This window comes from Marichromatium purpuratum 984, assembly GCF_000224005.2.
Classification (GTDB): domain Bacteria; phylum Pseudomonadota; class Gammaproteobacteria; order Chromatiales; family Chromatiaceae; genus Marichromatium; species Marichromatium purpuratum.
In genome coordinates this window covers 2,594,224-2,616,445 of sequence record NZ_CP007031.1, presented here as the reverse complement: position 1 = coordinate 2,616,445, position 22,222 = coordinate 2,594,224, and the positions used below count along the sequence as shown (strand labels likewise).

Here is a 22,222-nt window from a genome sequence, read left to right as displayed (position 1 = left end):
CGACGGAACGCACTGCCGATGTGGCATCGGGTCTGCGCAACGAGTAAACGAGGATGGTAGCATATTCCTTTTTGATCACCCGATAGAGAAAACTGCTCATGGCCTACGACAAGATTTCGGTCCCCAACGGTGAGAAGATCCAGGTCAACGATGACCTGTCGCTCAACGTCCCCGACCGCCCGATCATCCCCTTCATCGAGGGTGACGGTATCGGTGTCGACGTCACCCCGGTGATGCGCTCGGTGGTGGACGCTGCGGTCGAGAAGGCCTATGGCGGCGCGCGCAAGATCGAATGGATGGAGATCTACGCCGGCGAGAAGTCGACCCGCACCTATGGCGAGGACGTGTGGCTGCCGGAGGAGACCCTGCAGGCAGTCAAGGAATTCGTGGTCTCGATCAAGGGTCCGCTCACCACGCCGGTCGGTGGTGGTATCCGCTCGCTCAACGTCGCGCTGCGCCAGCAGCTTGATCTCTATGTCTGCCTGCGCCCGGTGCGTTACTTCAATGGGACCCCGAGTCCGCTGAAGGCCCCGGAGGACACTGATATGGTGATCTTCCGCGAGAACTCGGAGGACATCTACGCCGGCATCGAGTGGCAGCAGGGCAGCGCCGAGGCCGAGCGTCTGGTCGGCTTCCTGCGTGAGCAGATGGGGGTGACCAAGATCCGCTTCCCCGAGACCTCCGGCATCGGCATCAAGCCGGTCTCGAAGGAGGGCACCGAGCGTCTGGTGCGTCAGGCCATCCAGTACGCGATCGACAACGATCGTCCGTCGGTGACCCTGGTGCACAAGGGCAACATCATGAAGTTCACCGAGGGCGCCTTCAAGGACTGGGGCTATGCCCTGGCCAAGGCCGAGTTCGGCGCCACCGAACTCGACGGTGGTCCCTGGTGCAGCTTCAAGAACCCCAAGACCGGTCGCGAGATCGTGATCAAGGACGTCATTGCCGACGCCTTCCTGCAGCAGATCCTGCTGCGCCCGAAGGAGTACTCGGTGATCGCCACCCTCAACCTCAACGGCGACTACATCTCCGATGCGCTGGCCGCGCAGGTCGGCGGCATCGGCATGGCGCCGGGCGCCAACCTCTCGGACTCGGTGGCGATGTTCGAGGCGACCCACGGCACCGCGCCGAAGTACGCCGGCAAGGACCAGGTCAACCCCAGCTCGCTGATCCTCTCGGCCGAGATGATGCTGCGCCACCTCGGCTGGACCGAGGCCGCCGACCTGATCATCAAGGGTGTCGAAGGCGCCATCGAGGCCAAGCAGGTCACCTATGACCTGGACCGACTGATGGAAGGCGCCACCAAGCTCAGCTGCTCGGGCTTCGGCCAGGCCGTGATCGAGCGCATGTAAGACGTGTGAAACGTGCGCGGGGCGCGACCCTGACGGATCGCGCCCCGCGTCGTGATGCGGCTCGGGACGCGGTCGCCCCGGGCCGTGGTTCAGGTGTCAGCTGAGACGATGCACCTTGGCCGCGTGCAGGCCCTTGGGCCCCTGGTTCAACTCGAATTGCACCTTCTGTCCCTCCCTGAGTGTCTTGTAACCCTCCATGTCGATCGCCGAGAAGTGAACGAAGACGTCTTCGTCTCGCCCATCGGGTTGCACGAACCCATAGCCCTTTGCGTTATTGAACCATTTAACGACTCCGGTGATCATTGGCGCAGTCCTCCAGGGTTTGCGGGTCTTGCCTTGGTGGTCGATCATCATTTTTTGTTGTCAGGCGCCATTGCCTTGAATCGGCTCCCTGGCGCCCTAGTTCGCTAGTATAGTGAACTGTTTTCGTTGGTCAAACGGGGCGTTACGCGGCCCCACGCCGCCGTTGATCGATCCCTCCGGGGTGCGTATGTTCCAGCGTATTGATCGGCCTGACGCGCCCCTCAATCCTTTGTCTAGAATCCGCAATCATGAGTGACGATATTCCGAGCGAGGACGGTGAATCCGGACTGACGGTTCAGGAGGCCCGGCCGAAGCTGCGCCATCCACCGCGGTTCAAGGTGCTGCTGCTCAACGACGACTACACCCCGATGGACTTCGTGGTCGAGGTGCTCGAGGGGTTCTTCGGTATGAATCGCGAGAAGGCGACCCAAGTTATGCTCCAGGTGCATACGCGCGGGGTCGGGGTCTGCGGCGTCTACACCAAGGACATCGCCGAGACCAAGGTCGCCCAGGTCAATGACTATGCTCGTACCAACCAGCATCCGCTGATGTGCACCATGGAAGAGGCTTGAAATCGGCGCCGCGCGCGCGCATGGCTGCACTCAACCACCACGGTTTTCTCAACCCCCTGCTTGGAACAGGTCGATGCTGAGCAAAGAACTCGAATTTTCGCTGAACCGGGCCTTCAAGGAGGCGCGCGAGAAGCACCACGAATACATGACCGTCGAGCACATGTTGCTGTCGCTGCTCGACAATCCCACCGCCGCGCGCGTGCTCAGGGCCTGTGGCGCGGATGCCGAGCGGTTGCGTCGCGAGATCTCGGCCTTCATCGACGAGACCACGCCGTTGATCCCCGAGCATGAGGATCGCGACACCCAGCCGACACTCGGTTTCCAGCGGGTGTTGCAGCGTGCGGTGTTCCACGTCCAGTCGGCGGGCAAGAAGGAGGTCACCGGGGCCAACGTGCTGGTGGCGCTGTTCAGCGAGCAGGATTCGCAGGCGGTCTATCTGCTCAATCAGCAGGACATCACCCGGCTCGATGTCGTCAACTTCATCTCCCACGGCATCTCCAAGGTTCCCGGCGAGAGCCAGGAAGACGAGGTGCCGGGCGAGGTCGACGAGGCGCGCGCCGAGGACAAGGAGAACGCCAGCCCGCTCGAGAGTTTCGCCACCAATCTCAACGAGCTGGCGCGCCAGGGGCGGATCGATCCGCTGATCGGGCGTGCCGCCGAGGTCGAGCGCACCGTGCAGATCCTCTGCCGGCGGCGCAAGAACAATCCGCTGTTCGTCGGCGAGGCCGGCGTCGGCAAGACCGCGATCGCCGAGGGGCTGGCGAAGAAGATCGTCGATGGTGACGTACCCGAGGTGCTGGAGTCGGCGGTGATCTACGCCCTCGATCTCGGCGGCCTGGTGGCCGGGACCAAGTATCGCGGCGACTTCGAGAAGCGACTCAAGTCGGTGCTCGCCCAGCTCAAGCGTCAGCCGCACGCGATCCTCTTCATCGACGAGATCCACACCATCATCGGCGCCGGCTCGGCCTCGGGCGGGGTGATGGACGCCTCCAACCTGATCAAGCCGGTGCTCGCCTCGGGTGAGCTGCGCTGCATCGGCTCGACCACCTATCAGGAGTATCGTGGCATCTTCGAGAAGGACCGCGCGCTGGCGCGTCGCTTCCAGAAGATCGATGTGCCCGAGCCGAGCGTCGAGGAGACGGTGGAGATCCTCAAGGGGTTGAAGTCGCGCTTCGAGCAGCACCACCAGGTGACCTACACCAACACCGCGCTGCGCGCCGCCGCCGAACTGGCCAATCGTCACATCAACGATCGCCACCTGCCCGACAAGGCGATCGACGTCATCGACGAGGCTGGGGCCAACGTTCAGCTTAAGAGTGGCGCCAAGCGGCGCAAGCGTATCGATGTCGCCGATGTCGAGGCGATCGTCGCCAAGATCGCGCGCATCCCGCCGAAGCGGGTCTCGGCCTCCGACGCCGAGGCGCTGAAGAACCTCGATCGTGATCTCAAGATGGTGGTCTATGGCCAGGACCCGGCCATCGAGGTGCTGACCTCCTCGATCCGTATGAACCGCTCCGGGCTCGGCAGTCTGGAACGCCCGATCGGCTCCTTCCTGTTCACCGGCCCGACCGGCGTCGGCAAGACCGAGGTCACCCGTCAGCTCGCACGCATCCTCGGCATGGAGCTAATCCGCTTCGATATGTCCGAGTACATGGAGCGCCACACCGTCTCGCGGTTGATCGGCGCACCGCCGGGCTATGTCGGCTTCGATCAGGGCGGGCTGCTCACCGAGGAGGTCAACAAGCATCCGCATGCGGTGCTGCTGCTCGACGAGATCGAGAAGGCCCACCCCGATGTCTTCAACCTGCTGCTGCAGGTGATGGACCACGGCAGCCTCACCGACAACAACGGGCGCAAGGCCGATTTCCGCAACGTGGTGCTGGTGATGACCACCAACGCCGGCGCCGAGGAGACGGCACGGCGCTCGATCGGCTTCACCGAGCAGGATCACTCGACCGATGGCCTAGAGGCGCTCAAGCGCTACTTCTCGCCGGAGTTCCGCAACCGTCTCGACGCCGTGGTGCAGTTCTCGCCGCTGGCCGAGTCGACCGTCGCCAGTGTGGTCGACAAGTTCATCTTCGAGCTCGAGCAGCAGCTCGAGGAGAAGAAGGTGGCGCTCAGCGTTGATCAGGACGCCCGTGCCTGGCTCGGTGCCAAGGGCTACGATCCGCAGATGGGTGCACGCCCAATGGCGCGGGTGATCCAGAACCACATCAAGAAGCCGCTCGCCAGCGAGCTGCTGTTCGGCACGCTTGCCAATGGTGGTGAGGTGCGGGTGGGGGTGCGCGACGACGCGCTCGCCTTCGAGATCAACGGCGAGTGGTGCGAGCTATAGGTGCTGGTCGATGGGGTGACGTGGCGGCGAGCAAGCCTCTCGCCGTGGCGGCGCCGTCAGTCTCGGCGATGACCAACCGCGACGCGCAGCCCCGCCGTGCCGACTCGGCCCGATGGCGAGCGGCGAGGTCGCGTGTGACGGTTCGCGCGGTTGCGCGATGAGTCCGGGCGCTCGGCGAGAGAGCCGGCGCGCGCATGCCCGAGGGGCAGGCGTGATCAGCGGGCGCGGTAGACGATGCGGCCCTTGGTGAGGTCGTAGGGGGTCAGCTCGACGGTGACCTTGTCGCCGGTGAGGATGCGGATGTAGTGCTTGCGCATCTTGCCGGAGATGTGGGCGGTCACGGTGTGACCGTTCTCGAGCTCGACCCGAAACACGGTATTGGGCAGGGTCTCGGTGACCGTGCCTTCCATTTGAATGACGTCGTCTTTTGCCATAGTCGAATTACTGAAGACAGCTCCGTTTTTAAAGCCGCCGGATTATACCATATCCATTGTGTCGATCACCGTCGATACATCGATTCCGTCTCCTCTTCACTCGCGCGGGCGAGACCGGCCTCATGGCTGGCGCAGCAGAGTGCCGCGTGCGAGCGCTCTCCAGCCCCGCCCATCCCAGGCCTCGAGCGGACGAAAGCGCGCCTTGTAGGTCATCTTCTCGCAGCCCTCGACCCAGTAGCCGAGATAGAGATAGGGCAGCTCGAGTCGGCGTGCCAGCTCGATCTGGGCGAGGATCGCGAAGGTGCCGGGGCCGAGTGCGGCGAGCGCCGGATCGTAGAAGGTGTAGACCGCCGAGAGGCCCTGCTCGAGCCGGTCGGTCACCGCGACACCGAGCAGCCTCTCCTCATCGAGCCAGAACTCGATGAACAGACAGGGGCCACCCCAGGGATCGACGAGGAAGCGCCGATAGCCCTCCTCGCTGGCATCGTCGGCCATGGGTCCGTCGCCATGACGCCCCAGCAGATAGTCGCGATAGAGCGCGTAGTGCGCCGGATCGAAACTGGCGCGACGCTCACGCAGGGTGATGCGTGGGGCGTTGTGCCGCCAGTTGCGTCGTTGCGAGCGGTCGGGGAGAAAGTCCGCGACCGGGATGCGGACCGGCACGCAGCGGGTACAGCCACGGCAGGCCGGTCGATAGACATGGCTGCCGCTGCGGCGAAAGCCGAGGTCGATCAGGAGTTGATAGGTGGCGGTGTCGATCCGGGCGTTGGGGTCGACGAACAGGGTGCGCGCGCGCATCGCCTCGAGATAGGAGCAGTCGTGCTCGCCGGTCAGATAGAGCGCCAGATGGCGTCCCGGTCGGGTGATGTCGTCCTGGTTCATCGGCTCTGTCCCTCGTCGTCCCAGCTGTGATCATGGCCGGGTAGGGCGCAGAACCGCTCGAGCCGATCGGTGAAGTCACGCCGGGGAACCTCGACCGCGCCCATGCGCTGCAAGTGATGGGTGTGCATCTGGCAGTCGATCAGCCCGAAGCCCCACTCGGCGAGGCGTCGGCACAGCTGGACCAGGGCGATCTTGGAGCCGTCGCTGGCGCGGCTGAACATGGATTCGCCGAAGAATGCCTTGCCCACCGCCACCCCGTAGAGCCCGCCGATCAGGGCGTCGTCGCGCCACACCTCGACCGAGTGGGCGAGGCCCTGGGCGTGCAGTCGCTCGTAGGCATCGATCATCTCCGGGACCAGCCAAGTGCCGACCTCGTCGGCGCGTGGTGCGGCGCAGGCGCGGATGACCCCGGCGAAGTCGCGATCGAAGGTGACGCGGTGATCGGTGCGCCGCAGCCGCTTGGCGAGGCTGCGCGAGACGTGCACCTGATCGGGCACGAGGATGCTGCGCGGGTCGGGCGACCACCACAGGATGGGATCCCCCTCGCTGTACCAGGGGAAGATGCCGTGACGATAGGCTTGGCGCAGCCGCGTGGTGCTGAGGTCGCCGCCGACGGCGAGCAGTCCGTTGGGCTCGCGCATCGCCTGCGAGACGTCGGGAAAGTGGGTGCGGTCTTGTGGATCGAGCAGGGTGAGCATGTCCGGGCTAGTCCGAGGGTGACGATGACGATGCCGGCCTGCGGTAGGGGCTGTGGTCCTGCATCCGGCGCAGATACGCGCGCATGCCTCGGGTTTCGCGCTCGAGCGCGCGGGCGATGGCCGCGCGCAACTCGGGGTCGGCGATCCAGTGCGAGGACCAGGTCGGCGTCGGTAGGAAGCCGCGGCTGATCTTGTGCTCGCCCTGGGTGCCGGGCTGGAAGTGTGTCAGCCCGGTGGCGATGCAGTGTTCCAGTCCCTGGTAGTAGCAGGCCTCGAAGTGGAGACTGTGGAAGGCGTCGCTGCAGCCCCAGTGGCGGCCGTAGAGGGTTCGGGCGCCGACCAGGTTGAAGGCCGCGGCGACGATCCGCGCTCCCTGGTAACAGAATACCACCAGCAGCGACTCACCCATGGTCTCGCCGAGCGTGGCGAAGAACGCCGGCGACAGGGTGGGGACACCGCCGCGCCGCTCGAAGGTGTCGCGGTAGAGCCGATGGAGGCTGGCCCACTCGGCGGCGCCGAGCTGGTCGCCGCGCAGTCGTGCGATGCGCAGACCGGCCTCGGCCACCCGTCGGCGCTCGCGGCGCACCTGTTTGCGCTTGGCCGAGGTGAACTGCGCGAGCAGACCGTCGAAGTCGCGCTCGTCGTCACGGTGCCAGTGGAACTGGCAGCCGAGCCGTGGCAGCAGTCCCGCGGTCGCGAGCGGCTCGCCCTCCCGCTCGGTGTGGAACAACCAGTGCATCGACGAGACCCCAAGCTGTTCGGCGAGGTGTCGCGCACCCTCGATCAGTGCTCGGGCGTGGCGTGGGCGCTCGGCGTCGTCGGCGCTGAGGATGCGCGGTGCGACCGCCGGGGTGTAGGGGGCGGCGATCACCAGCTTGGGGTAATAGGGGAGTCCGCGGCGGTGGTGCGCCTCGGCCCAGGCCCAGTCGAAGACGAACTCGCCATAGCCGTTGGTCTTGAGGTAGCAGGGCGCGGCGGCGCGCAGTATGCCGTCGGCGTCGCGCAGCGCCAGGTGCAGCGGGATCCAGCCGAACGTCTCGCCGACGCAGCCGTGTCGCTCCAGGGCGGCGAGGAAGCGGTGGTCGAGGAAGGGGGCGTCGTCGCCGACCAGCCGATTCCAGTCCGCGGCGGGGATCTCGTCGATCGCGCCGTGGGTGGTGAGGCTGAGCAAGGGGGGAGATGCATCGTGCATGTCCCCTCAGGTTGGGGCGGGTGGTGACGGCGCAAGCCGGTTGCGCGGTCACCGTCTCGGGGTCAGGACTGGGCCTGCTCCAGGGCCAGGGCGTCGAGATACTTCTCGGCGTCGAGCGCGGCCATGCAGCCGGTGCCGGCGGAGGTGATCGCCTGACGGTAGATCTGGTCCATGACGTCGCCGGCGGCGAACACCCCGGGTACCGATGCGGCGGTGGCGTTGCCCTGCAGCCCACTGGCGACGCGGATGTAGCCGTTGTCCATCTCCAGCTGGCCGGTGAACAGCTCGGTGTTGGGCTTGTGGCCGATGGCGATGAACACCCCGGTGAGGGCGAGTTCGCGGGTGCGCGCGTCCTTGGTGCTCTTGACGCGGATGCCGGTCACCCCGCTGGCGTCGCCGAGCACCTCGTCGAGGGTGTGGTCCCAGAGGATCTCGATGTTGCCGTGCTCGGCCTTCTCGAACAGCTGGCGCTGGAGGATCTTCTCCGCCCGCAGGCTGTCGCGGCGATGGATCAGGGTCACCTTGGCGGCGATGTTGGACAGATACAGCGCCTCCTCGACGGCGGTGTTGCCGCCGCCGATCACCGCGACCTCCTGGTTGCGATAGAAGAAGCCGTCGCAGGTGGCGCAGGCCGAGACCCCGCGCCCGCGGAAGCTCTGCTCGGAGGGCAGGCCGAGATACATGGCGCTGGCGCCGGTGGCGATGATCAGGGCGTCGCAGGTGTAGGTCGCCGAGTCACCCTCGAGGGTGAAGGGGCGGTTGCCGAGGTCGGCGGAGTGGATGTGGTCGAAGATGATCTCGGTCTCGAAGCGCTCGGCATGGCGGCGCATCCGCTCCATCAGCTCGGGACCCTGGACGCCATCCGGGTCGCCGGCCCAGTTGTCGACCTCGGTGGTGGTCATCAGCTGACCGCCCTGCTCGAGGCCGGTGACCAATACCGGGTCGAGATTGGCGCGCGCGGCGTAGACCGCAGCGGTATAGCCGGCGGGGCCGGAGCCCAGGATCAGCAGCCGGCAGTGCTTGGTGTCGCTCATGTCGATGGTCACTCCAAAGGGGATGGGTCGCCGTGTCTACGGGGCGCGTGACAACGGGCGTGAAAACAGAGACGGCCGGGGCTGGACCCGGCCGATGATGAGTCGCCGTAGACTGTAAGGGCTGGTTTGGAACACGTAAAGCAGTGTGCTGGCAGGGGGCGTGACCGGGGGCGCCGTTCGGCGCCTCGCGGGTTGTCGGCGAGATGCTGTCGAATCGCGCCTCGCTGCCTTGGAAGCCGTGTGTCGAGCGCCGATCCCGAGTCGGGTTGACAAGTGTGACTGGCTTTTCTAGATGTATGACATACAGCATCTTAGAAAAGATTGTTGCAATCAATTATGAGAAATGAAGCGGTCTCTTCCAGTGTGCGCGTCGGGATCCTCGCGGCGCTCGTATTGCTCGGTGGTTGTGCCGCCACGGGTGGGGCGCGCCAGCAGGTGGTCGAGGCTGGGCTCGCCCAGCTGGGGACACCCTACCGTTACGGTGGCACGGATCCGCGTACCGGAGTTGATTGCAGTGGTCTGACCTACTACGCCCACCACGCCGCGGGAATCGACATCCCGCGCGTCTCGGTGGCGCAGCTTGCCCGCGCCCGCCCGCTCGCCCAGGGGCGGGCACGCGCGGGCGACCTGGTGTTCTTCCGCACCGGTCCAGGGGTGCACCATGTCGGTCTGATGGTCGATGATGAGCGCTTCGTGCACGCCTCGACCTCGCGCCGCGAGGTTCGTCTGGCCCGGCTCGACGCGCCCTATTGGCGTGCCCGCTACCTTGGTGCCGGCACCTATCTCGACTGAATCGACCCGTCTCGACGGCCTCTTGTGCTCGCCTTTTAGGGACTCATGTTGCACAATGATCGACGGCCTCCGGGGTTTCCGGAGGTATCGAGATCACCAAGTGTGCCTTTTTGAAGGAGTTGATCCCATGTCCGATAAGCCAATTTGCAAGAGCCGTCGCGACGCCGTCAAAGTGATGCTGGGTACCGCTGCCGCAGTCCCGGTGATCAACCTCGTTGGCTTCGGTACCGCGCGTGCCGAGGTTCCTGCAAACGCTGTGACCGAGGACGATCCCACCGCGGTTGCGCTGAAGTACCACCGTGATGCGGCTCAGTCCGAGCGCGTTGCCGCCGCTCGCCCGGGTCTTCCGCCCGAGGAGCAGCACTGCGAGAACTGCCAGTTCATGCTGCCCGACCAGGGTGCTGGCGAGTGGCGCGGCTGCAGCCTGTTCCCCGGCAAGCTGATCAACCTCAACGGCTGGTGCGCTTCCTGGACCCTGCGTGCAGGCTGATCCGGGTTGACGTTCCCCTCCGGGGGTACACTGACGGGGCCGCACGGCCCCGTTTGTCGTTTCGGGGCCGCCGTTCGTCGGCAACATCTGGGTCACAGGTCACGTAGGCGCGCTGACACCCCTGCTTTAATCCAGAGACAGCGACCGTATTCTCTACGGAAGCACTCTTGTGATCGGGTCCCTGCCTCTTGCCCGATCCTCTACCAGGCAGCAACAGCGGTAACCCGGTCATGTCTCTATCCCGCCCCCAGGTCCTCTCCAGCCATTATTGCGACGTCCGCGTCCACGACCGCCTCGAGCCCGCGGTGAGTCGTCATGGGGTGCGCTGGCGATTGCTGTTTCTGCGCACCATCGTCTGGTGCCTGATCGGGTTGATCCACGCGCCGCTGTTCATCGGGCTGGTCGAGTTGCTGCGCGTGCACGGCTGGTCACACTGGGCCTATGTGCCGGCCGCGGCACTGGCCGGCGCGATCGGTGCGGTGCTCTACGGTGCGCGAGAGATCTCGCTGATGGCCACGGCCATCGGTGGCGTGGTCGGGGTCGGGGCTTTGATCGCGCTCGACGGCATGGTGGGGTTCATCGAGTCGGCGCTGCTCGCCGCTGCGCTGGCCGCTGTGGTCGGGGCGTTGGTGCCCTTCCGCGCGCGCTGTTCGCGCCATGTGCCGGGCAAGACCCTGGCCGGCCTCATGACCGGCGCGCTGGTCGGTACCGCCGTGGCCCTTGCCGATTCGCTGCAGCCGGGTGGGTTCGCGGTGTTCGCGGTGCTGCTGTTCCTGGTCAGCGTCAACGGCGTGCTCTATGTCTCGACGGTGCGCGGCTGGGTCTGTCTGGCGCGTCGGCTGCTGCTCGAGTCGCGCCCCTGTCAGCTCATCGAGGCACTGGTGATGGCGCTGCTCGCCGGGGTCGCGGCCGGTAGTGTCTGGCTGATCAGCGGGCCGCTGCTCGCCGTCGAGCAGGGTTGGTGGATGCAGGCGAGTCTGGCGCTGCACCAGGACCTCGCCCAGGCGGTGGTCGGCGCCGTACTCGGTGGCGCGCTGGCGGGAATGCTGCTCGAACTCTTCCGTTTTCCCTGGGTCCACGAACTCTGAACATGTCTCGATCGGCTCGGTCGGGCGCGCCGGCCATCCCCGGGCTGTGGTTCAATAGTGTATCCATGCGCGCGGATCCCCCGTGTCGCACCAGTCCACCGGTTTCTCGATCCATGGCAAGAAGCAAGTCCAGTCGTCGCTGGCTCGACCGTCACGTCGGCGATCCTTTCGTCAAGCAGGCGCAACAGGACGGTTACCGTTCGCGCGCTGCCTACAAGCTGCTCGAACTCCAGGAGCGCGATCGTCTGCTCGCCCCGGGGATGCGGGTGGTCGATCTCGGTGCCGCGCCCGGGAGCTGGTCGCAGGTGGCCGCGCGGCTGGTCGGCAAGCAGGGACGGGTGGTCGCGCTCGACCTGCTGCCGATCGATCCGCTGCCGGGCGTCGAGATCCTCCAGGGTGACTTCCGTGAGCAGGCGATGCTCGAGCAGCTCGAGGCGGCGCTCGAGGCCGCACCGCTCGACGTGGTGCTCTCGGACATGGCGCCGAACATCACCGGGACTGCGGTGGTCGACCAGGCGCGGGTGATGTATCTGGTCGAACTCGCCCTGGAGCTGGCCCAGGCCCGGCTCAAGCCCGGCGGCGCGCTCGCGGTCAAGGTCTTCCAGGGCAGCGGCTTCGACGATTATCTGCGCACCCTGCGTCAGTCCTTCTCGCGGGTGGTCACGCGCAAGCCGAAGTCCTCCAGATCGGCGAGCCGCGAGGTCTATCTCGTGGCCAAAGGCTTTAATCCTTGAGCGGTCGATGCTAGTTTCATCCGCTTGAGTGACGACATTGCCGCGCCGGCAACCAACCAGCTAAGGGCACCAGGCCGTGAGTGACATGGCGAAAAACATACTTCTTTGGGTGGTCATCGCCATCGTGCTGATGTCCGTGTTCAACAACTTCACCACCACCCAATCGGCTTCGAGCAAGCTCGACTACTCGACCTTCATCGCGCGGGTCAAGCAGGGCGACGTCAAGGAAGTGACCATCCAGGGCGAGAAGATCGAGGGTCTGACCGCCTCCGGGCAGCGCTTCACCACCTTCAGTCCGGGCGATGACGGCCTGGTCGGCGACCTGCTCAACAACGATGTGGTGATCAAGGCCGCGCCGCCCGAGCAGCAGTCGGTGCTGATGCAGGTGCTGATCAACTGGTTCCCGCTGTTGATCCTGGTCGGGCTGTGGATTTTCTTCCTGCGTCAGATGCAAGGCGGTGGCGGCGGCCGTGGGGCGATGTCCTTCGGCAAGAGCCGCGCACGCATGCTCTCCGAGGATCAGATCAAGGTTACCTTCCAGGATGTCGCCGGCGCCGAGGAGGCCAAGGAAGAGGTCGTCGAGATGGTCGACTTCCTCCGCGACCCCGGCAAGTTCCAGAAGCTCGGTGGCAAGATCCCCAAGGGCGTGCTGATGGTCGGCCCGCCCGGCACCGGCAAGACGCTGCTGGCGCGCGCCATCGCCGGCGAGGCGCGGGTGCCCTTCTTCACCATCTCCGGCTCGGACTTCGTCGAGATGTTCGTCGGTGTCGGCGCCTCGCGGGTGCGCGACATGTTCGAGCAGGCCAAGAAGCATGCGCCCTGCATCATCTTCATCGACGAGATCGACGCCGTCGGTCGCCATCGTGGCGCCGGGCTCGGTGGCGGGCACGACGAGCGCGAGCAGACCCTCAACCAGCTGCTCGTCGAGATGGACGGCTTCGAGGGCACCGAGGGAGTGATCGTGATCGCCGCGACCAACCGTCCCGACGTGCTCGACCCGGCGCTGCTGCGCCCGGGCCGCTTCGACCGTCAGGTGGTGGTGCCGCTGCCCGATGTGCGTGGCCGCGAGCAGATCCTCAAGGTGCACATGCGCAAGATCCCCGCCGCCGAGGACGTCCAGGCCTCGGTGCTGGCGCGCGGTACACCCGGCTTCTCCGGCGCCGACCTGGCCAACCTGGTCAACGAGGCGGCGCTGTTCGCCGCGCGCCGCAACAAGAAGCTCGTCGACATGGACGACATGGAGCAGGCCAAGGACAAGATCATGATGGGCGCCGAGCGGCGCTCGATGGTGATGACCGAGGACGAGAAGCGCCTGACCGCCTATCATGAGTCGGGGCACGCCATCGTCGGTCGACTGGTGCCCGATCACGATCCGGTGCACAAGGTCAGCATCATCCCGCGTGGTCGCGCACTCGGTGTCACCCTGTTCCTGCCCGAGGACGATCGCTTCAGTTACAGCAAGCAACGGCTCGAGAGCCAGGTCTCCAGCCTGTTCGGCGGTCGTGTCGCCGAAGAGTTGGTGTTCGGTACCGAGAGTGTCACCACCGGCGCACAGAACGATATCCAGCGCGCCACCGAGATCGCCCGCAACATGGTCACCAAGTGGGGGCTGTCCGATCGGCTCGGGCCGCTGACCTACGGCGAGGACGAGCAGGAGGTCTTCCTCGGCCATTCGGTCACCCAGCACAAGAACGTCTCCGACGAGACCAGTCATCTCATCGACGAGGAGATCCGCGACGTGATCGAGCGCAACTACGCGCGTGCCCGCGAGATCCTCGAGACCCATCGCGACAAGCTCGAGGCGATGACCGCGGCGCTGATGAAGTTCGAGACCATCGACTCGGATCAGATCGACGACATCATGTCCGGCCGCCCGCCGCGCCCGCCGCGCGACTGGGAGGACGATCAGTCGCAGCGTCCGACCGGGCCGGATGCTGCGAGTCAGACCAAGGAGGGGCGCGTCGGTGGACCGGCGGGCGAGCACTGAATGCGTAGATACTTCGGAACCGACGGCATCCGCGGGCGGGTCGGCGAGGGCATCGTCACCCCCGACTTCGTGCTCAAGCTCGGCTGGGCGGCCGGGCGGGTGCTCGGCAATGGCGGTGGCGGCAAGATCCTGATCGGCAAGGACACCCGGATCTCGGGCTACATGTTCGAGTCCGCGCTCGAGGCCGGGCTGGTGGCCGCCGGGGTCGACATCCGTCTGCTCGGGCCGATGACCACTCCGGCGGTGGCCTATCTCACCCGCACCTTCCGCGCCGATGCCGGGATCGTCATTACCGCCTCGCACAATCCCTACCAGGACAACGGCATCAAGTTCTTCTCGGCCGAAGGCGACAAGCTCCCCGACACGGTCGAGGCGGCGATCGAGGCCGAGCTGGAGCAGCCGTTGCGCACGGTCGACTCCAGCGATCTGGGCAAGGTGGTGCGAGTCGGTGACGCCGGTGGTCGCTACATCGAGTTCTGCAAGGGCACCATCCCATCGTCGATCAATTTCCGTGGTCTGAAAATCGTCGTCGATTGTGCCAACGGGGCGACCTATAATACTGCCCCCCATGTCTTCGAGGAGCTTGGCGCCAGCGTGGTGCGTCTGGGCGTCGAGCCCAATGGGTTCAATATCAATCGCGACGTCGGATCGACCCAGCCCGAGGCGCTGCGCGAGGCGGTGCTGCGTGAGGGCGCGGACCTCGGTATCGCCTTCGACGGTGATGGCGACCGGGTATTGATGGTCGATTCGCGCGGTGAGCTGGTCGACGGCGACCAGCTGCTCTACATCATTGCCAAATCCAGGCTCGCAGCCAGTGCGATGCGTGGTGAGGTGGTCGGGACACTGATGAGCAATCTCGGTCTAGAGCATGCGCTGGCGCGGCTCGGCACCGGGTTCGTCCGCACCAAGGTGGGCGATCGCTACATCATGGAGGCGCTCAAGCAGGCCGATGGCATCCTTGGCGGCGAACCCTCGGGCCACATCATCTGCCGCGATCGCACCTCCACCGGCGACGGGATCGTTGCGGCGCTGCAGGTGCTTGCGGCGCTCAACCGGCTCGAGTGTTCGCTCGATGGGCTGTGTGCCGAGGTCGAGCGTTATCCGCAGGTGCTGATCAACGTGCGGCTCGACCGGCGCCGGGAACTCGACGAGCTGCCGGGGGTGCGCGAGGCGGTCGCCGAGGCCGAGCGCGAACTCGACGGCAGTGGCCGGGTGCTGCTGCGGATGTCTGGAACCGAACCGCTGGTGCGGGTGATGGTCGAGGGAACCGACGAGGGGCAGGTACGCCGTGTGTGCGAACGGCTCGCGGACGTCGTACGCGAACAGATCGCAGTTTAGGAGTTTCGACACATGGCCGTCACTTCCATCCATGGGATGTGGTCCACACGTCTCGCCTTCATCCTTGCGGCCAGTGGTTCGGCCGTCGGCCTGGGCAATATCTGGCGTTTCCCCTATGCCGCCGGCGAATACGGCGGTGGGGCATTCGTCCTGGTCTATCTGATCTGTGTCGCTGCCATCGGCATCCCGATCATGATGGCCGAGATCATGCTCGGTCGACGCGGACGCCAGAGCCCGATCAACAGCATGCGCACCTTGACCGCCCAGGAGGGACGCGCCGGGGGCTGGCAGGTCGTCGGCTGGATGGGCATCGTCACCGCTTTCCTGATCCTCTCCTTCTACAGCGTGATCGCCGGCTGGGCGCTGGCCTACGTCTTTCGCGCCGCCACCGGTGTCTTCAACGGGATCGACGGCGTCGCCGCCGGCGAGATCTTCGCAGCGCTGGTGGGTGATGCCGAGCGTCTGCTCGCCTGGCACACCATCTTCATGGCGATGGTGGTGCTGGTGGTCTCGCGCGGGGTCGCCAGCGGACTCGAGAAGGCGGTGCGCTATCTGATGCCGGCGCTGTTCGTGCTGCTGGTGGTGATGGTGATCTATGCTGCCAGCGCTGGTGACTTCGCTGGCGCAGTCGATTATCTGTTCGCGCCCGACTTCGAGAAGTTCAAGGGGCATGCCGGTGAGGCCGTCCTCAGCGCCATGGGGCAGGCCTTCTTCAGCCTCAGCCTCGGCATGGGCGCGATCATGATCTACGGCTCCTATCTCGGTCGCGACGCCTCGATCGCTCGCAACTCGGTGATCGTCGCCTCGATGGACACCCTGGTGGCGCTGCTCGCCGGCCTGGCGATCTTCCCGGTGGTGTTCGCCAACGGTTTGGCGCCCGACAGTGGTCCGGGACTGATCTTCCAGACCCTGCCGATTGCCTTCGGCGAGATGCCCGGTGGCCAGCTGTTCGGTGCACTGTTCTTCGTGCTGCTGGTGTTTGCAGCCTGGACCTCGGCGATCTCGCTGCTCGAGCCGCTGGTCGCCTGGCTGGTGGAGAATCTCAGCTTCAGCCGGGTGCGCGCCTCGATCCTCGCCGGCGTCACCGTCTGGCTGCTCGGTATCGCCTGCCTGCTCTCGCTCAACGAGTGGTCCGGCTTCACCGTTTTCGGCAAGGGGATCCTCGACCTCTTCGACTTTCTCACGGCCAACATCCTGTTGCCGCTCGGTGGGATCCTCATCGCGATCTTCGCCGGTTGGAAGATGGCCCGTGCCTCCTCACTCGACGAGTTGCGCCTCGGCGAAGGTCTTGTCTACCGGGCGTGGCGGATACTGATCCGCTATGTTGCGCCGACAGCGGTAATGCTCGTCATGCTCAATGCCCTGGGCATCCTCAAATTGATTGGTCTTGATTAGTTGTGGCTACAGTCAGAAAAAGTGCCCTGGTGCCGTACTCCGCGGCCCAGATGTTCGATCTCGTCTATGATGTCGGTGCCTATCCGCAGTTCCTGCCCTGGTGCAAGAGCGCCCGGGTGATCTCGGAGAGCGCGGAGCAGATCTGCGGTCAGATCGAGGTGTCGCGGATGGGGATCCACCAGACCTTCAGCACCTGCAACCACTACGAGCGTCCCGGGCGCATGAGCATCAACCTGCTCGACGGCCCTTTCCGCAAGCTCGTCGGTGGCTGGCGTTTTACCGAGTTGCGCGAAGATGCCTCCAAGGTCGAGCTGGAGCTGGACTTCGAGTTCTCCGGGCGGTTGATCGACAAGGCCTTCGGCACCGTCTTCAACCAGATCGCCAATACCCTGGTCGACGCTTTCTGCAAGCGGGCCGACGAGGTGTATCGTGACTGATTACCTGCAGGTCTCGGTGGCCTATGTCGGCGAGCGGGGGCAGGTATTGCGTGCCATCGAGGTGGCTCGCGGCACTCGGCTCGAGGAGGCGCTGCACCAGTCCGGGGTGCTCGAGCGTTTCCCCGAGATCGATCTGGCGCGTAACAAGGTGGGGGTTTTCGGCAAGCTTGCCAAGCTCGATCAGGTGCTCGAGGACGGTGATCGGATCGAGATCTACCGGCCGCTGATCGCCGACCCGAAGGCGGCGCGCAAGCGCCGCGCGGCGGGGGCGGGCTGAGCGTCCGCCGCGTTATTCCTTGGGCTCCAGGCCGACGGCCTTGAGGCTGCGCTCGACCAGCCCCTTGCGTCCCTCGTGGTCCGGCACCTTGACCAGGATTTCTCGGGGTTCGCGTGACTGGGCCCGGATGGGGTCGGGTTTGATGTCCCCTTCGATCCGAACTAGGCTGTCCTCCGCGAAGTACAGCGTCAGATAGCGGATCTCCATCGGCTGGTGTCCACGCTTGATGGTATAGGTGTAATCCCAGCGGTCGTTATGGAAGAAATCGGTCAGCAGCGGGGTGCCGAGCAGGTACTGCACCTGCCGCCTGGTCATGCCCGGCTGGAGCTGATCGATCATCTCCTCGGTGATGATATTGCCTTGCTGCACCGTCATCTTGTAGACGAATGGCAGGTTCTCCAGCATGGAGGATCGGTACTCGTCGGGTCGCTTGTCCCGCGAACAACCGCTCGCGACGATAATCAACAAAGAACCGAGGATCGAAAACGTGAGAATCTTTCGCATTGTTTTGCGTCGATGACTGTGCGAATAACCGTGGCATGATACAGCAGCGCCGGATCCCGATCACCGGGCGGCGCGTGAGCAACGCAGTCCGGGCGGTCGCCGACGCCTCCGGGCTAGACGGGGAGAGCGGTTTTGGAAAATCAACAGATCAAACGTGCGGGCCTCAAGGTCACGGCCCCGCGGGTCAAGATATTGGGCATCCTCGAGAAGAGCCGCAAGCGCCATCTCAGTGCCGAGGACGTCTACAAGCAATTGCTGAGTCAGGACGAGGAGGTCGGTCTGGCGACCGTCTACCGGGTGCTCACCCAGTTCGAGAGCGCCGGACTGGTGTGCCGGCGCAATTTCGAGGGCGGGCAGTCGGTGTTCGAACTCAATAGCGGAGATCACCACGACCACCTGGTCTGCGTCAAGTGCGGCAAGGTGGTCGAGTTCGTCGACAGTCTGATCGAGGAGCGCCAGTCGCAGATCGCCGAGGACAAGGGGTTCCGTATCCAGGACCACTCGCTGGTGATCTACGGCGTCTGCCCGGGGTGTCAGTCGCAGGACTGATGCCCGCTCAACGGCCCTCGCCGGTAAGACGCTCGACGAGCTGCTCGACCTGGCGCAGTCGCTGCTCGGGTTCGGGCATCTCGCGATAGAACCTGAGCGTGTCGCCGCCATCGAGCCGGTAGACCTTGGGCTGCTCCTGGATCAGCCCGATCAGCCGGGCCGGATCGATCCGCGGATTGTCCTCGAAGCAGATCCGCCCGCTGCCGATCCCTACCTCGATCTTGACGATCCCCCATGGCTGGACCCGCAGCTTCAGTGCGGTGATCTCCAGCAAACGCTTGGCCGGTTCGGGCAGCAGCCCGAAACGGTCGATCATCTCCACCTGTAGTTCCCGCAGCGCTTCCTTGCTGGTGGCGCTGGCGATGCGTTTGTACATCACCAGTCGGGCGTGCACGTCGGGCAGATAGTCGCTCGGCAGCAGCGCCGGGACCCCCAGGTCGATCTCGGCGCCGTGACTGAGCGGTCGATCGAGTTCCGGGGTACGCCCGGCCTTGAGCGCCTCGACCGCGTGCTCGAGCAGCTCCATGTAGAGCGAGAAGCCGACCTCGGCGATCTGTCCCGACTGCTCGTCACCGAGCAGCTCGCCGGCACCGCGGATCTCAAGGTCGTGGGTCGCGAGGGTGAAGCCTGCGCCGAGGTCCTCCATCGATTCGATCGCCTCCAGCCGCTTGACCGCGTCCGTGGTCATCGCCTTGGTCGGCGGGGTGATCAGATAGGCGTAGGCGCGGTGGTGCGAGCGCCCGACCCGGCCGCGCAGCTGATGGAGCTGGGCCAGGCCGAGCTTGTCGGCGCGGTTGATGACGATGGTGTTGGCGCTGGGCACGTCGATACCGCTCTCGACGATGGTGGTGCACACCAGCAGGTTGAAGCGCTGGTGGTAGAAGTCACGCATGATCCGTTCGAGTTCGCGCTCGCGCATCTGGCCGTGGGCGATCTGGACACGCGCGCTCGGGATCAGCGCCTCGAGCTTCTGCGCCTGGTTCTCGATGGTCTCGACCTCGTTGTGGAGGAAGTAGACCTGACCGCCGCGCTTGAGTTCGCGTTGTACCGCCTCCTGTATCAGGCCGTCGTTCCACGGGCTGACGAAGGTCTTGATCGGGTGACGCTCGACCGGCGGGGTGGCGATGATCGACAGGTCGCGCAGCCCCGACATCGCCATGTTGAGGGTGCGCGGGATCGGCGTGGCGGTGAGGGTGAGGATATCGACCTCGCTGCGCAGCTGCTTGAGTCGCTCCTTGTGGCGCACTCCGAAGCGGTGCTCCTCGTCGACGATCACCAACCCCAGGTCGTGGAACTCGATACCTGGCTGGAGCAGCTTGTGGGTGCCGACGACGATGTCGATGGTGCCCTCGGCCAATCCCGCGAACACCTGCTTCTGTTCGCGCGCGGTGCGAAAGCGCGACAGGCTCTCGATTCTGATCGGCCAGTCGGCGAAGCGGTCGGAGAAATTCTCGAAGTGCTGTTGGGCGAGCAGGGTGGTCGGCACCAGCACCACCACCTGGCGCCCACCGTTGGCGGCGACGAAGGCCGCGCGCATCGCCACCTCGGTCTTGCCGAAGCCGACATCGCCGCAGACCACCCGATCCATCGGCTTGGTGTCGGCCATGTCGGCGAGCACGCTGTCGATCGCGCGCAGCTGGTCCGGGGTCTCCTCGAAGGGGAAGGCGGCGGCGAAGGCGCCATAGTCGGTATCGGGCGCGGGACTGGCCACGCCCTGACGGGCGGCGCGTCGGGCGTAGACGTCGAGCAGTTCGGCGGCGACGTCGCAGGCCTTCTGCGCCGCCTTGCGCTTGATCCGTTCCCATTGTTCGCCGCCGAGTCGGTGCAGCGGTGCCTGCTCGGGGGTGGCGCCGGTATAGCGCGAGATCAGGTGCAGCGAGCTGACCGGGACATAGAGCTTGTCGCCCTTGGCATAGCCGAGGGTGAGGAACTCGGTGCTGCTGCCGCCGACCTCGAGCGTCTGCAGCCCCAGATAGCGCCCGACGCCGTGCTCCTCGTGGACCACCGGCGCGCCCTCGGTCAGTTCGGTGAGGTTGCGCACCACCGCGTCGCCGTCGCGCTCGCGGGCACGACGGCGACGCTCCTGGCGTACCCGCTCGCCATAGATCTGGGTCTCGGTGATCAGCGCCAGCCCCTGGTCGGCGAGCCGCAGCCCCTGCTCGAGCGGGGCGACGGTGAGCGCCAGTGGTTGCTCGCCGTTGACGAAGGCGCCCCAATCAGCGACCTGGCTGGCGTGGATGCCGAAGTCGCGCAGCTGCTCGGCGAGCAGCTCGCGCCGCCCGGTGCTCTCGGCTACCAGCAGCACCCGCTGCCCCGGGGTGGCGAGGAAGCGCTGCAGCGCTCGTGCCGGCTCGGCGGCGCGCGCCTGCAGCTCCAGTGGGGGCAGATCGAGGGTGGCGAAGTTGTCGACTCCGGCATAGCCCTTGGGGCGGGTGTCGAACGGTGCGGTGCGGTAGTTCACCCCAGGCATGCGGTTGAGCGCGGCGGCCAGTTCGTCGACGCCGAGATAGAGCTGCTCGGGGGCGAGCAGCGGGCGCTCGGCGTCGTGGCGACGCTGCTCATGGCGTTCGGCAACGCTGGCGAGGAAGCCCGCGCCGGCCTCGCGACCGCTCGCCGGTTCGATTGCCAGGGTGGTGGCGGGCAGATAGTCGAAGAGGGTGGCGGTGTCGTCGAAGAACAGCGGCAGATAGGACTCGATGCCGCCCGGTGTGCGCCCCTCCGAGACCTCGCGATAGATCAGACTGCGCTGTGGGTCGCCCTCGATGCTGGCGCGATAGCGGCTGCGGAAGCCGACGATCGCCTGCTCGTCGAAGGGGAACTCGCGCGCCGGCAGCATCCGCACCTGCTCGATGCGCTCGTGCGAGCGCTGGGTCTCGGGGTCGAACAGACGGATGCTCTCGACCTCGTCGTCGAACAGGTCGATGCGTAACGGTTGCTGGCTGCCCATCGGGAAGACGTCGAGCAGCGAGCCGCGTACCGCGTACTCGCCGTGTCCCATGACCTGCGAGACACCGCTGTAGCCGGCGTGTTCGAGCCGCAGTCGGGTGGCGTCGAGATCGAGCCGGTCGCCGCAGGCGAGTACCAGCGAGTGGGCATCGACATAGTCGCGCGGCGGCAGGCGCTGGAGCAGGGTCGCCACCGGCACCACCAGCACGCCGCGGGTGAGACCCGGCAAGCGGTGCAGGGTCAGCAGCCGCTCGGAGACCAGTTCGGGCAGCGGTGAGAAGACGTCGTAGGGCAGGGTCTCCCAGTCGGGGAAGCCGAGCACCGGGAGTGCGCTACCGGCGAGGAAGAAGCCCAGCTCCGCCTGCAACCGCCGCGCGGCCTGCACGTCCTCGGCCAACGCCAGCACCAGCCCGGGGTGACGGCTGGCGGCAGTGGCGATGGCGAGCGCCGCGCCGGCCCCGTGCAGTCCTCCCCAGCACCTGCGTTCACTCACGCCTTTTGGCAGCGGTGGTTCGAGCGGGGAGTGCAGGGTGGCGGATGTGGCCTGGTTCACGAACGGGTCCTCGTCACTTCGACAAGCATGGGATTCTCGCACAGCAGGGGCGGATCTGCAGATGGTGCGGTGCGGTTGAGTGCGTTCTATCTGACAGGACCGATCGTCGGTTTTGTTTACACTTTATGTGTTGTTTTTTGCTCATGGCGCATTGCGTTTCATGAAATGTCTTTGTCTTCAGTCTGTTGCTGTTATGTGGCATGGAGCGTGCCCTATATGCCCGCACCGGGGGTGCGTCATCGTTGCGAGAAGGGACCACCCGGATGCGGCGCATCATGAACTGCCCCGGCGCAGGGAAGATAGCAGGGAAGACAAAGGAGTTGAGTCAGC

Annotated in this window: 21 protein-coding genes; 13 read left to right on the top strand and 8 right to left on the bottom strand. The window is 65.7% G+C overall.

What is annotated here, in order from left to right; genetic code table 11:
• The first annotated feature begins 98 nt into the window (after nucleotides 1-98).
• Nucleotides 99-1,352, top strand: coding sequence for an NADP-dependent isocitrate dehydrogenase (gene icd, locus MARPU_RS11405; protein ID WP_005223618.1), 1,254 nt, complete (start codon nucleotides 99-101; stop codon nucleotides 1,350-1,352).
• Between the two features lie 96 nt (nucleotides 1,353-1,448).
• Here the strand turns inward: icd and MARPU_RS11400 are convergent, their stop codons facing one another.
• Complete coding sequence (locus MARPU_RS11400) at nucleotides 1,449-1,655, bottom strand: cold-shock protein (protein WP_005223619.1); 207 nt, start codon at nucleotides 1,653-1,655, stop codon at nucleotides 1,449-1,451.
• A gap of 248 nt (nucleotides 1,656-1,903) precedes the next feature.
• Here MARPU_RS11400 and clpS point away from each other — a divergent pair, with 248 nt between their 5' ends.
• Both clpS and clpA read left to right on the top strand, forming a co-directional pair.
• Nucleotides 1,904-2,227, top strand: coding sequence for an ATP-dependent Clp protease adapter ClpS (gene clpS / locus MARPU_RS11395; RefSeq protein ID WP_005223620.1), 324 nt, complete (start codon nucleotides 1,904-1,906; stop codon nucleotides 2,225-2,227).
• Nucleotides 2,228-2,300: 73 nt separating this feature from the next.
• A complete protein-coding gene (gene clpA / locus MARPU_RS11390; protein ID WP_005223621.1) occupies nucleotides 2,301-4,562 on the top strand; it encodes an ATP-dependent Clp protease ATP-binding subunit ClpA in 2,262 nt (753 codons plus the stop codon).
• A gap of 215 nt (nucleotides 4,563-4,777) precedes the next feature.
• Here the strand turns inward: clpA and infA are convergent, their stop codons facing one another.
• The 5 genes from infA to trxB all read right to left on the bottom strand — a co-directional run bounded on the left by infA (nucleotide 4,778) and on the right by trxB (nucleotide 8,802).
• Nucleotides 4,778-4,996: a translation initiation factor IF-1 gene (infA, locus tag MARPU_RS11385; protein WP_005223622.1), complete on the bottom strand. Its 219-nt coding sequence runs from the start codon at nucleotides 4,994-4,996 to the stop codon at nucleotides 4,778-4,780.
• 120 nt (nucleotides 4,997-5,116) lie between these two features.
• Nucleotides 5,117-5,878, bottom strand: a complete 762-nt coding sequence (locus MARPU_RS11380) for an arginyltransferase (protein WP_005223623.1) — start codon at nucleotides 5,876-5,878, stop codon at nucleotides 5,117-5,119.
• Nucleotides 5,875-6,576 (bottom strand): leucyl/phenylalanyl-tRNA--protein transferase, encoded by a 702-nt coding sequence (gene aat, locus MARPU_RS11375; protein WP_005223624.1) that lies wholly within the window; start codon nucleotides 6,574-6,576, stop codon nucleotides 5,875-5,877. Before aat ends, MARPU_RS11380 begins: the two co-directional genes overlap by 4 nt.
• 7 nt (nucleotides 6,577-6,583) lie before the next feature.
• A complete protein-coding gene (locus MARPU_RS11370) occupies nucleotides 6,584-7,768 on the bottom strand; it encodes a GNAT family N-acetyltransferase (RefSeq protein ID WP_005223625.1) in 1,185 nt (394 codons plus the stop codon).
• 62 nt (nucleotides 7,769-7,830) lie between these two features.
• On the bottom strand, nucleotides 7,831-8,802 hold the full coding sequence (trxB, locus tag MARPU_RS11365; RefSeq protein ID WP_005223626.1) for a thioredoxin-disulfide reductase: 972 nt from the start codon (nucleotides 8,800-8,802) through the stop codon (nucleotides 7,831-7,833).
• A gap of 336 nt (nucleotides 8,803-9,138) precedes the next feature.
• Here trxB and MARPU_RS11360 point away from each other — a divergent pair, with 336 nt between their 5' ends.
• From MARPU_RS11360 to MARPU_RS11320, 9 genes are all read left to right on the top strand, one after another.
• Complete coding sequence (locus tag MARPU_RS11360; protein ID WP_005223627.1) at nucleotides 9,139-9,594, top strand: C40 family peptidase; 456 nt, start codon at nucleotides 9,139-9,141, stop codon at nucleotides 9,592-9,594.
• Between the two features lie 127 nt (nucleotides 9,595-9,721).
• Nucleotides 9,722-10,084 (top strand): high-potential iron-sulfur protein, encoded by a 363-nt coding sequence (locus tag MARPU_RS11355; RefSeq protein WP_005223628.1) that lies wholly within the window; start codon nucleotides 9,722-9,724, stop codon nucleotides 10,082-10,084.
• A 230-nt stretch (nucleotides 10,085-10,314) separates the two neighbouring features.
• Nucleotides 10,315-11,172 (top strand): hypothetical protein, encoded by an 858-nt coding sequence (locus MARPU_RS11350; protein WP_005223629.1) that lies wholly within the window; start codon nucleotides 10,315-10,317, stop codon nucleotides 11,170-11,172.
• A gap of 113 nt (nucleotides 11,173-11,285) precedes the next feature.
• Nucleotides 11,286-11,906: a 23S rRNA (uridine(2552)-2'-O)-methyltransferase RlmE gene (gene rlmE, locus MARPU_RS11345; protein WP_005223630.1), complete on the top strand. Its 621-nt coding sequence runs from the start codon at nucleotides 11,286-11,288 to the stop codon at nucleotides 11,904-11,906.
• 85 nt (nucleotides 11,907-11,991) lie between these two features.
• Nucleotides 11,992-13,893 (top strand): ATP-dependent zinc metalloprotease FtsH, encoded by a 1,902-nt coding sequence (gene ftsH, locus MARPU_RS11340; RefSeq protein ID WP_005223631.1) that lies wholly within the window; start codon nucleotides 11,992-11,994, stop codon nucleotides 13,891-13,893.
• Nucleotides 13,894-15,231, top strand: a complete 1,338-nt coding sequence (gene glmM, locus MARPU_RS11335) for a phosphoglucosamine mutase (RefSeq protein WP_005223632.1) — start codon at nucleotides 13,894-13,896, stop codon at nucleotides 15,229-15,231.
• A gap of 12 nt (nucleotides 15,232-15,243) precedes the next feature.
• Complete coding sequence (locus MARPU_RS11330) at nucleotides 15,244-16,626, top strand: sodium-dependent transporter (RefSeq protein WP_005223633.1); 1,383 nt, start codon at nucleotides 15,244-15,246, stop codon at nucleotides 16,624-16,626.
• A gap of 2 nt (nucleotides 16,627-16,628) precedes the next feature.
• Complete coding sequence (locus MARPU_RS11325) at nucleotides 16,629-17,063, top strand: type II toxin-antitoxin system RatA family toxin (protein WP_025275300.1); 435 nt, start codon at nucleotides 16,629-16,631, stop codon at nucleotides 17,061-17,063.
• Nucleotides 17,056-17,340, top strand: coding sequence for an RnfH family protein (locus MARPU_RS11320; protein WP_005223635.1), 285 nt, complete (start codon nucleotides 17,056-17,058; stop codon nucleotides 17,338-17,340). Before MARPU_RS11325 ends, MARPU_RS11320 begins: the two co-directional genes overlap by 8 nt.
• Before the next feature lie 12 nt (nucleotides 17,341-17,352).
• On the opposite strand, the gene MARPU_RS11315 is transcribed toward MARPU_RS11320, so the two are convergent.
• Nucleotides 17,353-17,844, bottom strand: a complete 492-nt coding sequence (locus MARPU_RS11315; protein ID WP_043762625.1) for an outer membrane protein assembly factor BamE — start codon at nucleotides 17,842-17,844, stop codon at nucleotides 17,353-17,355.
• 132 nt (nucleotides 17,845-17,976) lie between these two features.
• Between MARPU_RS11315 and fur the strand changes: the two genes are divergently transcribed.
• A complete protein-coding gene (gene fur / locus MARPU_RS11310; RefSeq protein ID WP_005223637.1) occupies nucleotides 17,977-18,393 on the top strand; it encodes a ferric iron uptake transcriptional regulator in 417 nt (138 codons plus the stop codon).
• Between the two features lie 7 nt (nucleotides 18,394-18,400).
• Here the strand turns inward: fur and mfd are convergent, their stop codons facing one another.
• On the bottom strand, nucleotides 18,401-21,892 hold the full coding sequence (gene mfd / locus MARPU_RS11305; RefSeq protein WP_005223638.1) for a transcription-repair coupling factor: 3,492 nt from the start codon (nucleotides 21,890-21,892) through the stop codon (nucleotides 18,401-18,403).
• Nucleotides 21,893-22,222: the final 330 nt, after the last annotated feature.

Bases quoted from the DNA above. Each gene is read 5' to 3' on its own strand.
- icd (WP_005223618.1), top strand. From the start codon at position 99: ATGGCCTACGACAAGATTTCGGTCCCCAACGGTGAGAAGATCCAGGTC.
- MARPU_RS11400 (WP_005223619.1), bottom strand. From the start codon at position 1,655: ATGATCACCGGAGTCGTTAAATGGTTCAATAACGCAAAGGGCTATGGG.
- clpS (WP_005223620.1), top strand. From the start codon at position 1,904: ATGAGTGACGATATTCCGAGCGAGGACGGTGAATCCGGACTGACGGTT.
- clpA (WP_005223621.1), top strand. From the start codon at position 2,301: ATGCTGAGCAAAGAACTCGAATTTTCGCTGAACCGGGCCTTCAAGGAG.
- infA (WP_005223622.1), bottom strand. From the start codon at position 4,996: ATGGCAAAAGACGACGTCATTCAAATGGAAGGCACGGTCACCGAGACC.
- MARPU_RS11380 (WP_005223623.1), bottom strand. From the start codon at position 5,878: ATGAACCAGGACGACATCACCCGACCGGGACGCCATCTGGCGCTCTAT.
- aat (WP_005223624.1), bottom strand. From the start codon at position 6,576: ATGCTCACCCTGCTCGATCCACAAGACCGCACCCACTTTCCCGACGTC.
- MARPU_RS11370 (WP_005223625.1), bottom strand. From the start codon at position 7,768: ATGCACGATGCATCTCCCCCCTTGCTCAGCCTCACCACCCACGGCGCG.
- trxB (WP_005223626.1), bottom strand. From the start codon at position 8,802: ATGAGCGACACCAAGCACTGCCGGCTGCTGATCCTGGGCTCCGGCCCC.
- MARPU_RS11360 (WP_005223627.1), top strand. From the start codon at position 9,139: ATGAGAAATGAAGCGGTCTCTTCCAGTGTGCGCGTCGGGATCCTCGCG.
- MARPU_RS11355 (WP_005223628.1), top strand. From the start codon at position 9,722: ATGTCCGATAAGCCAATTTGCAAGAGCCGTCGCGACGCCGTCAAAGTG.
- MARPU_RS11350 (WP_005223629.1), top strand. From the start codon at position 10,315: ATGTCTCTATCCCGCCCCCAGGTCCTCTCCAGCCATTATTGCGACGTC.
- rlmE (WP_005223630.1), top strand. From the start codon at position 11,286: ATGGCAAGAAGCAAGTCCAGTCGTCGCTGGCTCGACCGTCACGTCGGC.
- ftsH (WP_005223631.1), top strand. From the start codon at position 11,992: ATGGCGAAAAACATACTTCTTTGGGTGGTCATCGCCATCGTGCTGATG.
- glmM (WP_005223632.1), top strand. From the start codon at position 13,894: ATGCGTAGATACTTCGGAACCGACGGCATCCGCGGGCGGGTCGGCGAG.
- MARPU_RS11330 (WP_005223633.1), top strand. From the start codon at position 15,244: ATGGCCGTCACTTCCATCCATGGGATGTGGTCCACACGTCTCGCCTTC.
- MARPU_RS11315 (WP_043762625.1), bottom strand. From the start codon at position 17,844: ATGCGAAAGATTCTCACGTTTTCGATCCTCGGTTCTTTGTTGATTATC.